This is a genomic window from Buttiauxella sp. AC038, from assembly GCF_979253565.1.
The window spans coordinates 3,607,083-3,619,283 of the sequence record NZ_CEEDCQ010000001.1; the positions used below are offsets into that span (position 1 = coordinate 3,607,083).

The window sequence follows — 12,201 nt, forward strand, 5'->3', positions numbered from 1 at the left end:
TACTTATGGATACCTGGTTCTATTTATCACAAGGTTTTGCCGTTGCTCTGACGCCAGAAAACCTGATGATCGCCCTGATTGGCTGCTTTGTTGGCACCATCGTTGGGCTGCTGCCGGGCCTCGGCCCGATTAATGGCGTGGCGATTTTGCTGCCACTGGCCTTCGCACTTAAATTACCACCAGAGTCAGCATTAATTCTGCTGGCAACGGTTTATATCGGTTGTGAATACGGGGGACGCATCTCATCGATACTGCTTAACGTTCCGGGAGATGCGGCCGCCATTATGACCGCACTCGATGGTTATCCGATGGCGAAGCAGGGTCGCGGTGGCGTGGCGTTATCCATTTCCGCCGTTAGTTCGTTTATTGGTTCCCTACTGGCAATTACTGGCATCATTCTTTTTGCACCAGCACTGGCGCAATGGTCGCTGGCATTTGGACCTGCTGAATACTTTGCATTAATGGTCTTTGCCATTGCTTGCCTTGGCAGCATGATGGCGCAAAATCCGCTGAAATCGTTCCTTGCAGCGTTGATTGGTCTGGGTCTGGCCACCGTCGGAGTGGATGCCAACACCGGGGTATATCGCTTCACATTCGATAGCGTTCACCTCTCCGACGGTGTGCAATTTATTGTGGTCGTGATTGGTCTGTTCTCGGTTTCAGAAATTCTGTTAATGCTAGAAAGCACCAGCAGCGGGCAAGTGCTGGTGCGTAAAACCGGGCGCATGATGTTCAACATGAAGGAGGCGGCACAGTGTACAGGTGTTGCGCTGCGTTCTTCGGTTATCGGCTTTTTCGTTGGGATTTTGCCGGGAGCTGGAGCTACTATCGCCAGTGCCATTGCTTATATGACGGAGAAGAAGATAAGCGGTAATAGCGACACGTTTGGTAAAGGTGATATTCGCGGCGTCGCAGCACCGGAAGCGGCAAATAACGCTTCTGCCTGCGGTTCGTTTATCCCAATGTTAACGCTCGGCGTACCGGGTTCTGGCACTACGGCGGTGATGATGGGTGCGCTGACGCTCTATAACATTACACCTGGACCTGCGATGTTTACCGAGCAGCCGGATATTGTTTGGGGATTGATTGCTTCATTGCTGATCGCCAACGTTATGTTGCTTATCATGAACATCCCGTTAATCGGCTTCTTTACCAAGATGTTGAGCATTCCATTGTGGTTCCTGGTGCCCGCTATTGCTGCAGTTTCTGCGGTTGGCGTGTATGCCGTGCACAGCACGACGTTTGACTTGTTGTTGATGGTTGGGTTGGGCGTGCTGGGTTACATCCTGCGTAAAATGCACTTCCCGATGTCACCATTAATTTTGGGCTTCGTGCTGGGCGAAATGCTCGAGCAAAACCTGCGTCGCGCCCTGTCTATCAGCAATGGCGGCCTGAGCATTCTGTGGGAAAGTGGTGTGGCAAAAGGGCTGCTGATTATGGCGATTGTGGTTATTGTTGTGCCGCCGGTTCTGCGTTTGATTCGTCGCCAGCGTAATAAATCAGCCTTAGAATCGGGTATGTAAGTCGGATTAGCGTTAGCGACATCCGACATTAAAACGGGCGGGTGGCATTAAATTGTAGCCACCCGCTTTACCCATAACTTTAACTGCACTCGCGAAATCTTAATCCCGCCCTGCTTGAATTCATCAGGCAAGCGCAACCAACGCACCGGATGCTGAAAACGGGCTACTTTTCCCGGCAACCACTCAGACAATAGCGACAGGTCAAAATCCTCGTCGGCTTCAACCACCGCAACCGGGCGTTGGCCAAATTCGGGATCATCGATTGGTACGACAAAAACCTGTTTCACCGCGGGATGAACTGCAATCACGCGCTCAACTTCTTCTGGTTGGATACCTTCCCCACCACTGAAAAACAGATTATCGAGGCGGCCAATAAGCGTTAGACGGTGCGCATTCAGAACACCGCGATCGCGTGTTGCAAACCAGCCCTGGGAATTAACCAGCGGTACGACAACACCCTCTTTCCAGTAGCCTGATGCCAGGCTATCGGCACGAATCCACACTTCTTGATCAACGATTTTCACTTCCCGGCCTGGCAGAGCTTCACCCACATCAGGCAACCCATCAGCACGTTTGGCGCAGACCGTTGAGGCCAGTTCCGTTAACCCATAACCACACCAGCAATTGATGCCTTTTTCCTGCGCCGCTTGCGTGAGCTCAACGGGAATTGCCGCACCACCCAACAACACCTCACGCAAGGATTCCGGAGGAGATTGCTCAAGCATGCGCCAGAGCTGGGTCGGCACCAGTGACGCATGCGTACAGCCTTGCAGCGCATCACTCAAAGGATGTAAATCGCGCACTACCATGCAACCACCCACCAGCAGCCAGCGCCACAAAATGCCCTGGCCGGAGACATGAAACAGAGGTAGTGATAACAACCAACTGTCATTCGCGCCGTAGTTCATCACCGCCAGCACACCTGCAGCACTAGCAAGATGAGCATCACTGGTATGAACCGCCGCTTTGGGTAAGCCCGTTGAGCCGGAGGTAAGCGTCATCGATGCAAACCTTGCAGGCTGCCACTCAACCTTGAAAGGTTCGCTTTCCAGCAGAGTTAATGGGTTGATATTGGCAACAGTAAGCGGCACATCAAAGGTCAAGGCATGGCTGATAGTCAGCGTGGGAAGTAACTGTTCGAGCACAGGTGCAGGCAACTGTGGGTTAAGCGGCAATACACGCGCCCCACATTGCAACAACGCAAGCAGTGCGAAAACCATTTCCGGACTGTTTTTCGCACGTAGCGCAACGCCTTGCCCTTCAAGCACACCCTGCTGGCGGAAGCCCCCTGCCAGCGCATCAACGCGCTGGCATACCTCGCACCAATTCAGGCTTTCATGGCCTAACGTAAGTGCTGGTTGGTCACCACGAATTTGTGCCCAATACTGCCAGGGGAAATCTTGAAAACTCATAACACTCGCTCAAGAGATTCCAGTGACCAGCACGGCGATGGGCTGCCAGGCCATTCGCGCGCCAATTGTGCCTGCATCAACGACAGCGTATCGAGGCCAGGCAACGTTTGCGGCGTCAGCCACGCGGCAATACGCGCCAATTGTGTTAAGCCAAGGCTCGACTCAATCGAAGAACTGATAACCGCCGTCAATCCCAGGGCATGAGCCTGCTCAACCTGTTGGCGCACTTTCTCAAGACTACCGGTTAAGGTCGGCTTGATAACCACCGCACTCAAACCAGGTTCGGCGGCAAACTCAAAATCAGGCTCACGCAGGCTTTCATCCCAGGCGATCGCAATTCCCGTTTCACGGGCAAACTCACGGGATTGCTCACGGGTTTTGCACGGTTCTTCGATAAACGCGATTCGCGGTCGGAAATCAGGATTGACGTATTTAGCGAACTGCTGCGCTTTGAGCGGTGTCCAGCCACGGTTGGCATCAAGACGCAGACGCAAATCTGGCATCGCTTCCAGCAGAAGATTGACCACCATTCCGTCGCGCACAGCTTCATACAAACCCACTTTCACCTTGGCGATTTTCTCACCGGGAATAGCAGCCAGCATGGCAAACAGTTCGTCCGGGTCACCGGTGCACAAGGGCGCCGCGCGGTAATCCGCCGCCTGAGGCAATTCACCGCTGATTTCGGCCAGCGCACAACTCAGGCCAAACGCCACCGATGGCATTTCTGGCAAGTCGATTTCCGCGCCTGTTTGCCAGGCTTGCAACCAGGTTTGTGCCACGTTCAATGCGTCATCGACAGTTTCTACGCTAAAACCAGGCAACGGTGAGATCTCGCCGAAGCCCTGTTTTTCGCCATCTGTCAGGCACACTAACAGCCCGTCGCGTGATTTCAGGCGCCGCTCACGCAGCACCACACCCGCATCCATCGGCACCTGAAAGCGCCACAGTTCGACGCTACGCATTACGGGTTCCGTTTAAATTTGCTGAAGTCCGGCTGGCGTTTTTGGTTGAACGCGTTGCGACCTTCCTGACCCTCTTCAGTCATGTAGAACAGCATGGTGGCGTTGCCAGCCAGTTCCTGTAAACCTGCCTGACCGTCGCAGTCGGCATTTAGAGCAGCCTTCAGGCAACGCAACGCCATTGGGCTGTTTTGCAGCATTTCGCGGCACCAGCGCACGGTCTCTTTTTCGAGATCTGCATTCGGCACAACGGTGTTCACCAGGCCCATATCCAACGCTTCTTTTGCGTCGTACTGGCGGCACAGGAACCAGATTTCACGCGCTTTTTTCTGGCCGACGATACGCGCCATATAAGAAGCACCCCAGCCACCGTCAAATGAACCCACTTTCGGGCCAGTCTGGCCGAATACCGCGTTTTCAGCAGCAATTGTCAGGTCGCACATCATATGCAGTACATGACCACCACCGATGGAATAACCCGCAACCATCGCCACAACTGGTTTTGGACAGGTGCGAATCTGGCGCTGGAAATCCAGCACATTCAGGTGATGGGTGCCGCTTGCATCCTGGTAGCCACCGTAATCGCCACGTACTTTTTGATCGCCGCCTGCGCAGAAAGCTTTTTCGCCTTCGCCGGTCAGGATGATGGTGCCAATGTTGTCGTCGTAACGGGCATCAGCCAGCGCATTAATCATCTCTTTTACGGTCAACGGGCGGAATGCGTTACGCACTTCAGGGCGGTTGATCGTTATTTTAGCGATACCGTCAGCTGATTTGTGATAGCGAATATCGGTGTAACCTTCCGAGCAATCCTGCCATTCAACTGGCGCATAAAGCATTTCTTCATCTGGATAAATCATGGTGTTTCCTCGATAGGTTTTCGCAATAAATTGAGCAGGCAGGCTGTGAAAGCAATTGGGTTTTCCCGATGTGCATTATGGCCTGCGGCAGTAATAAGCTGCGGTGACAATTCCAGGCTGGTTGCCACGGCGCGGAATTTTTCATCCCGCTCACCGCAAAAATAGTAAAAAGGCAACGGCAATTGTTTGAGCGTAGCCTTTAAATCTGGTTGGTTGCCAAGAGACGTCGCCTCAAGCATTGCGGCAAGGCTTTGGGCATTATTCTGGCTGCGTTGTGCGATAAGCGAAGCGCGTTGCTGATCATTGAGCGACTGGAAAACAGCTTGATGATACCAGTCGTTCAGCACCTCTTTTAGTGGTTGTGTGCGTAACCGCTGCGCCCATTGCTGGTCGCTACTTTTTCTTTCTCGGCGGGCAGTCTCATCCGTAAGTCCAGGATGGCTCCCCTCAACAATCAAGCCGCACAAACCGGAATTCTCAAGCTGACAAGCATGATACATCGCCACTCGTCCACCAAGAGAGTAGCCAATTAGCCAGTAACTTAGAATGTTGTAACTAACAAGCGTATTTCGCAGTAATTTATCGACTTGAGCAAAGCCTTCAGCCGTAATATCGGCTGATTTCCCGTGACCGGGCAAGTCGATGAAGAGTTGCGGCCAATCGGTGAAATGTTCGCTGAAAGTTTCCCACTCCTTCCGGTTGCCTAAAAAACCGTGCACCCAGACCAGGCACGGCAAGTTGGCATCGCGGCCTTCATGAAAAACAGCATGCAGAATCATGCCTGACTAACCTGTGCGAGCAAATGCTGCAAGGTTTGCGCACCGTCAGTTTCACTAACGGTGAGCTCAATGATGGTCGCATGAGGAGAACGCCAGGCATGGGTCACGGCTTCCTGCAACTCATCCCAGCTTGCCGGATTGTTATAGGAGAGGCTGAACATCGCTGCTGCGTGGGCAAAATTGACGTTTTGCGGCATGGTATAGAAGCGTTCGCGTTCGTCTGCCGGCGTTGGTAACAGCGAGAATATTTGCCCGCCATTATTATTGACGATCAGCAAAACGAAGGGAGCGGAAACCTGACGTAATAATGCCAGTGAGTTGATGTCGTAAAGTGCCGAGAGATCGCCAACAATCGCCAGCGTCGAGCGCGCGGTGGCTCGTTGCACGCCAGCAGCTGTTGAAAGTAAGCCGTCGATACCGCTCGCACCACGATTGCTAAATACCGGATAACCAGCGGGCAATTGCGCAAAAGCATCGACCAGACGAACAATCAGGCTATTGCCGACAAACAGCTGCCCGGCTTCCGGTAATAATTCAGCCAGTCGCGCCGCGACCTGGGCTTCGCCGAATTCAAGAGTGCCCTTTTTCACCGCCTGCTGAGCTATTTTTGCAAGCGTAGTTAATTTCTCATCCCACGCCGCGCGCTTTTCAGCGGGGTGAAGTTCCAGCCATTGTGTAATATCGCAACACAAGCGACGGCCACGATGATTCGCGGGATCAAGCCGGCCTGGGAGATTATCCACCAGCCAGTACTCTTCAGGCTCACAGGTCGCTTGCCATTGCAGAACGCGTTTTCCGGTCAGGCTACTGCCAAACTGAATAATAATTTGTGCTTCGGCAAGTTCTGTCACTGCCTGGCTGTTGCTCAGCCATAAATCTGCACATGGCAACGGCTGCCCAGTTTGCGATAGCACATCGCCAATTAACGGCCAACCGAGCATTTTCGCCCATGCAGCGACCTGTTTTCCTTCTTCAGAATTCAAACGCCCGGCAATTACAACGCCACGTTTTTGACGCCAGAAGAACCAGTCACGCTGTTTAAGCACTTCCTGAGTCAGGCCCGTACGTAACCAGGGTTTATCACCTTGCCACCAGTCGCCCAATGCCTGTTGCCAACTCATGCCAGTTTCATCAGGCTCGCCATACAGCGGCTCGGCGAATGGGCAATTGATGTGAACCGCACCAGCCATCTGCTGGCCCAACGCGTTATCGATAGTCGAAACTAACCAGCGCGCAGGAATATCCTGCGTTGGGCGAGGTAAATTAATCGATTGAGTAGGATGGGTGCTAAAAATCCCTGGCTGGCGAATCGCCTGATTGGCGCCGCAATCAATAAGTTCCGGTGGGCGGTCAGCGGTAAGAACCACCAGTTTTTCGCCCGTCAAACCGGCTTCAATAATTGCCGGATAGAGGTTGGCCACCGCTGTACCCGAAGTCACGATAATAGCGACGGGAGCCTGGCTTGCTTTTGCCAGACCTAATGCCAGGTGACCTAAACCACGTTCGTCAAAATGGGTATGACAAATAAAAGCCCGATTTTCAGCCGCCCCAAGGGTCAGAGGTGTAGAACGCGAACCGGGAGCGATGCAGACGTGGCGCACACCGTGGCGAGTCAGCGCTTCAAGGATTACCGTAGCCCAACGGCGGTTAAACGAGCTTATCGACATGATTCAGTCCTGAGTCAATTTTGCTGACTCATTATAATTATTGCTGGAACGGTTATTTTGATATGGGTCGGTAATACCCTTCAAACTGCATTTTTGTTGGCAACAAGCACGATTAAGTCCGAATTGTCTCAGACATGCCTATAGTTTAGAACGTTGATTTTGTTAGCAACGTTCGCAACCCGGCGGCTTTATTTTCTATTTCCTGCCATTCTTCCGCCGCATCAGAACCTGCGACAATTCCAGCTCCGGCGTATAAGCGCACCATATTATTGATTACTTTTGCCGAGCGTAAAGCAACGCAGAACTCACTCTGCCGTTGCGAGATATAACCCGCCGAACCCGCATACCATTCACGCTCAAACGGTTCATTATGGGCGATAAACCCGCGTGCCACATCACGTGGCAACCCGGCTACAGCGGCAGTAGGTTGCAACATTGCAAGACATACAGCATCGTCAGGCTGAGCCAAATCGGTCCAGATGCAACGGCGCAAATGTTGTACCTTTCTCAGGCGCACCACCTGCGGCGGCAATACATCAATAGCCCCCACCGTTTTTTGCAAACGCTGGCAAATATCTTCAACGACCAACATGTTTTCACGTTGGTTTTTATCGTCTTTAAGCAACCACTGCCCCAAAGACCAGGCTCGATGATCGTCGGGATGGTTAGCGACCGTTCCGGCTAGCGCTTCGGTGCGCAAAGCACTATCAATGCGCCGCCACAAGCGTTCTGGGCTCGAGCCAAGGAACGCATGGCTGCCATCAAACACCATCAAGAAATGATAGCAATTCAGGTTCACCCGGCGACTGGCCGCCATAAATCCGGCTGCGGAAACTGCGGTAGTAAATTGCAGATCGGTGGCTCTCGCCAGGACGACTTTATCGAGCTCATGCTGCTCAATGGCAGATATTGCACGGTCAACTAACTGATTCCATTCTGGTTGCGTTGGAATATGTTGCTCACCGACACAATTTAAACGCTGCAATGGCAATTGCTTTGCAGGCAGCATTTTTTCAAGGAATTGAAGGGCTACCCGCGCATCATCTTGCAGGGAAGTTTCGCTATAAATATTAAGGTAGAGAAAAGCATCGCCACCGATGCGCCGCCATTCGAGGCGTGGGAGAAATAAAAAACTGCTGGTGGGTGAAAATGCATTTACGCCAGTAATACGAACAGCTGGCTGGTCGGCATAGTCATCAATAAATGCCCCGGCGGCATCTAAGGTATCGAACAGACGCACAGCACCGAGGGCGGCAATTTCGTCATCGCCATTGCGCTGTTGCCAGTAAAACTGGGGATAAAGACGCTGGCTGGCCAACCATGCGAGTGCATCAGAGGCATCACTTAGGGTGACAGCACAAGATAATTGCTGTAAACCCGGTGCATCCGCAAATTCTGCGTTCAATGCAAGCTGTAACTGTTGCAGCGCGACGACAACTGAATTCACGTTTACCTCACCTTCCCTGAAAACCCCTGATTATACGTGGTCATGGCGGCAAAAAAATCCCACCCAATGGGTAAGATTTTTCTGCTGGCACTCGACGCAATTATTATACCCAAGTTACTTCGAGATGCAGGTAGGCGGCAATCGAGTAAATCCCGATGAGCTTACTGAAGTCAAGTGATTCGGGTGCACGAGAGCAGCCAACGCCCCTGCAACTTGAAGGGCGAAGGGTATCTAGCGTCTGGCTAATAAAAGCCCTAGTACCAGACCAGCGGCAGCGCCAACGCCAACTCCTTGCCATGGTTTTTCACGCACATAATCATCGGCGCGATAAACGGCTTTTTTTGCACGATAGTAATAATTGTCCGACGCACTACTGACCCGGGCTTTGACTTCGCTGAGCGCCGCTTCTGCACGTGCTTTCAGCTCAATGTATTTTTGGTCAGCAGGATCGCCTGAGGAACGCAGCACTTCTTCTAACGTTTCACTAAGCAGAGTTAAATCATCATCAAGACGAGATTCATACGGTTGCATCACTGTTCTCCGTGTTTAAAAAATACTCGTCCGCTAACTATAGACAACACTAGTGCTTTTTACCTGGCGATTAATCTGTCATTAACGATTTGCCATACCGATATGGGGAATACCGTCTTCGTCATACACGTCAGTAACTGGGGTAAACCCGAAGTGGGCGTAGAAAGATTGCAGATGAGCCTGAGCGCCTAAATAGACTGTTTTCTCTGGCCAATACTGCTGGCACGAAGCCATCGCCAGTTCCATCAACTGGTAACCCAGTTTTTCGCCACGCACGCTTTTATCGACAATGACACGGCCAATCACTACCGGTTCAAACTCGCTGTCGCTTTGCAGGATACGGGCATAGGCCACCAATTTCCCGCCCTTCCAACCAAGAATATGGCGGTTCTCACCCACCAGATCATCACCATCAATGTCCTGGTAGGGGCAATTCTGCTCGACGACAAACACTTCATTGCGTAGCGCCAGAAGCGTGTAGAGATCGGTTACGCTCAATTCTGAATGGTGTAAATCCTGCCAAATCAACATGCTGCTGCCCCAGTGATTTCGATGAGTAGTGCCTTATCTTCACACATTTTGCGCGATAAATAACAGTGCCGAGGGCGTTGTTGTTCAGATGACTTACTGACGCATGTCAAAGAAACAATTCATCAAATGAATATATCTATGCTTATTGATGCCTTTAAGTATATTAATGCCCGTTGATAGCAAATTTAATAAAACCGTTTAAAACGGTAATTCTGCGCGGATGTTATTTATATGTTAAGTAGAGCACGCCAATTTATTCCTTTGGGGATAGGTATATTGATTGTGGCTGTAGCTAATGTTTTGTTTGCTCCGGCACATGTTATGTTTCAAAGATTAATAATATTTGTATTGTTAATGTTATCTTTGAGTTTAATTAAAAATAAACTCGTCCGCTTATTAGCCGCAGTGTTGCCAATATTGTGGGTGGCATGGGATGTCACACTGACGTTCTATGCGCGAGGCACCTTTGGCTCCGGGTTTAGCTATGGCTTTGCGATGAGCATTCTGGATAGTGATAGCCACGAAATCAGCGCGATGTTGTGGTTATACCAAAAATACTGTTTAGGTTTTCTGGCGCTGGTCATTTTGTTATTAGGCAGCGTTGCGATGATGCCTGCTGCTGGCAGTAAATGGCTGGCAAAATACCCGTTTTATTTATTAGCCATTTTACTTATCAGTAATATTGTGCAAGCGACTGTCCATCATATTAAGAAAAACAGTCAGGGAAGTATCACCGCGCGTGTCATGAACTATTTACCCATAAGTAATACTAAATATTTTCTTCAGGCATGGAGCGATCAACATTTAATTAAGCAGATCGCAAGCCAGATTCCCGATTACTCCCTGCAAACCCAGGAAACCGGGATTGATACTTATGTGTTGGTTATCGGGGAGTCCGCACGTAGCGAAAACATGAGTATTTATGGTTACCCGCAACCCACCACACCGCAATTAGAAGCTGAACGCAGCCATCTGCTACTGTGGAATCATGCCATTAGCGGAGCACCTATCACCATTACCGCCGTGCCGCTGGCGATCACAGCCGATACCGTGATAAACCATAATATCCAGCACTATTCGGACAATATTATTAATCTGGCTAATCAGGCGGGTTTTGATACATCGTGGTTTAGCAAGCAAGGGATGCTGGGTGACTACAATAACGCGATTACCGGTATCGCGATGAATGCCGCCCATAAACACTGGGTTAAAGATGGCTATGATGATGCGTTATTACCTGACTTGCGCAAGGCATTAAACCATCAAGGTAAACAGCTCATTGTGCTGCATATTTATGGTAGCCATGAACCGGAATGTACACGTTTTCCAGCAACTGACGCACTATTCACGCCGCAAAGCGATGGTATTGATGCCTGTTATGACAACTCAATCCGCTTCACTGATAAGCTACTGGGCAATATTTTCGCGCTGCTGAAAGACAGGCGAGCTTCTGTCGCTTATTTTTCCGATCATGCACTGGAACGCGAACCGATACAAAGCGTGGTTTACCATCATGGTGGGGTAAAACCAAGCCAGCACGCTTTTGAAGTGCCCATGTTTATCTGGTACAGCCCGCAGGTTAATAACCCGGATACCGGAACGGTAGAGGATATTTATTCAACCGCCAATAACGATAAATTAATGCGTCGCTGGATGGGGATTTTACTACCTGGAGATAGGCCTGAAGAAACAGTGCAACACATCGCTAACAGGCTGGCAGGAAAAGCGCCCGTAATGGATACCACCAATCAGATTTATAACTGGAAAGAGCTGGCACATTAATCCGCGTCCATCAGCCGTAAAAAAGCCCCATCAGTTGTGAACTGATGGGGCTTTGATGTTTTGTATCCGTAGTAATGACTTCTCAGCAAGCTTAGTAAAAATCAGCGGATGCGGCTTCAGCCTGAGCCATCCAAACTGGTTTTTCGCTGGTTTTAGACCAGACGCGGTGCAGGTAGCTGTAGAAACGGGCGCGATCTTTCCAGAACAGCATCACTGGCAAAGCCAGAACACCTGCTACAACAACAAAAGTGCGACGCAGGATGACCTGATGCAATGGATAGTCTTTATATAGAGTCATAGGCTTCTCCCTTAAATTGTGACCGGTAGCAAAAACCGGGAAGTTGGAACTTGTTATCTGGCCAAAATAGTATCGCATTGGCTGAAAGTTTACTACTCATCCGACCACTAAAGGACACTTTTTGCCACTAATTTACATTTCCCGGTGTAATAAAGTTACAAAATAGTTAAATAAATACTAACCATTAGTTAATTAATGGCTTTATACCAAATCCCCCCGCATCTTGAAGGGCGACGGATATATGGCATTTTTATACTTTTTTTACACCCCGCCCTCAGACTTTTACGACATCTTTGCACCGAAACTTTCACACTTATTCCAATTACTTATCAGCCCTAAATAATTCGAGTTGCAGGACAAAAGGCTTAATCCTTTTGAACAGCGCTTGCGCTGGCCCCTACGGGGCGAGGCT

At 50.5% G+C, this 12,201-nt stretch carries 11 protein-coding genes; 2 read left to right on the forward strand and 9 right to left on the reverse strand.

The features are described 5' to 3' along the window. Positions 1-5: 5 nt before the first annotated feature. Positions 6-1,523 carry a tripartite tricarboxylate transporter permease gene (locus tag AC0IXI_RS17215; protein ID WP_471682829.1) on the forward strand — a complete coding sequence of 506 codons (1,518 nt, stop codon included), beginning with the start codon at positions 6-8 and terminating at the stop codon, positions 1,521-1,523. Between the two features lie 47 nt (positions 1,524-1,570). On the opposite strand, the gene menE is transcribed toward AC0IXI_RS17215, so the two are convergent. The 8 genes from menE to AC0IXI_RS17255 form a co-directional block, all read right to left on the reverse strand. Beyond that, a complete protein-coding gene (menE, locus tag AC0IXI_RS17220; protein ID WP_471682830.1) occupies positions 1,571-2,935 on the reverse strand; it encodes an o-succinylbenzoate--CoA ligase in 1,365 nt (454 codons plus the stop codon). After that, positions 2,932-3,897, reverse strand: a complete 966-nt coding sequence (gene menC, locus AC0IXI_RS17225) for an o-succinylbenzoate synthase (protein ID WP_471682831.1) — start codon at positions 3,895-3,897, stop codon at positions 2,932-2,934. Before menC ends, menE begins: the two co-directional genes overlap by 4 nt. Then, positions 3,897-4,754, reverse strand: coding sequence for a 1,4-dihydroxy-2-naphthoyl-CoA synthase (gene menB / locus AC0IXI_RS17230; protein WP_034456650.1), 858 nt, complete (start codon positions 4,752-4,754; stop codon positions 3,897-3,899). The genes menC and menB overlap by 1 nt, the downstream gene beginning before the upstream one ends. Further along, entirely contained in the window at positions 4,751-5,533 is a 783-nt protein-coding gene (gene menH / locus AC0IXI_RS17235) for a 2-succinyl-6-hydroxy-2,4-cyclohexadiene-1-carboxylate synthase (protein WP_471682832.1), read from the reverse strand. The genes menB and menH overlap by 4 nt, the downstream gene beginning before the upstream one ends. Further along, positions 5,530-7,200, reverse strand: coding sequence for a 2-succinyl-5-enolpyruvyl-6-hydroxy-3-cyclohexene-1-carboxylic-acid synthase (gene menD, locus AC0IXI_RS17240; RefSeq protein WP_471682833.1), 1,671 nt, complete (start codon positions 7,198-7,200; stop codon positions 5,530-5,532). Before menD ends, menH begins: the two co-directional genes overlap by 4 nt. A gap of 145 nt (positions 7,201-7,345) precedes the next feature. Beyond that, complete coding sequence (gene menF, locus AC0IXI_RS17245; protein ID WP_134183731.1) at positions 7,346-8,647, reverse strand: isochorismate synthase MenF; 1,302 nt, start codon at positions 8,645-8,647, stop codon at positions 7,346-7,348. Positions 8,648-8,878: 231 nt separating this feature from the next. Beyond that, positions 8,879-9,178 carry a stress response protein ElaB gene (elaB, locus tag AC0IXI_RS17250; RefSeq protein WP_064517114.1) on the reverse strand — a complete coding sequence of 100 codons (300 nt, stop codon included), beginning with the start codon at positions 9,176-9,178 and terminating at the stop codon, positions 8,879-8,881. Positions 9,179-9,259: 81 nt separating this feature from the next. Next, positions 9,260-9,709 carry a GNAT family N-acetyltransferase gene (locus AC0IXI_RS17255; RefSeq protein WP_134183733.1) on the reverse strand — a complete coding sequence of 150 codons (450 nt, stop codon included), beginning with the start codon at positions 9,707-9,709 and terminating at the stop codon, positions 9,260-9,262. Between the two features lie 363 nt (positions 9,710-10,072). Here AC0IXI_RS17255 and AC0IXI_RS17260 point away from each other — a divergent pair, with 363 nt between their 5' ends. Beyond that, positions 10,073-11,491 (forward strand): phosphoethanolamine transferase, encoded by a 1,419-nt coding sequence (locus tag AC0IXI_RS17260; RefSeq protein ID WP_166671954.1) that lies wholly within the window; start codon positions 10,073-10,075, stop codon positions 11,489-11,491. Between the two features lie 91 nt (positions 11,492-11,582). Here AC0IXI_RS17260 and AC0IXI_RS17265 read toward each other — a convergent pair whose 3' ends face one another. After that, positions 11,583-11,789 carry a YbfA family protein gene (locus AC0IXI_RS17265; protein WP_034456665.1) on the reverse strand — a complete coding sequence of 69 codons (207 nt, stop codon included), beginning with the start codon at positions 11,787-11,789 and terminating at the stop codon, positions 11,583-11,585. Between the last annotated feature and the right edge of the window lie 412 nt (positions 11,790-12,201).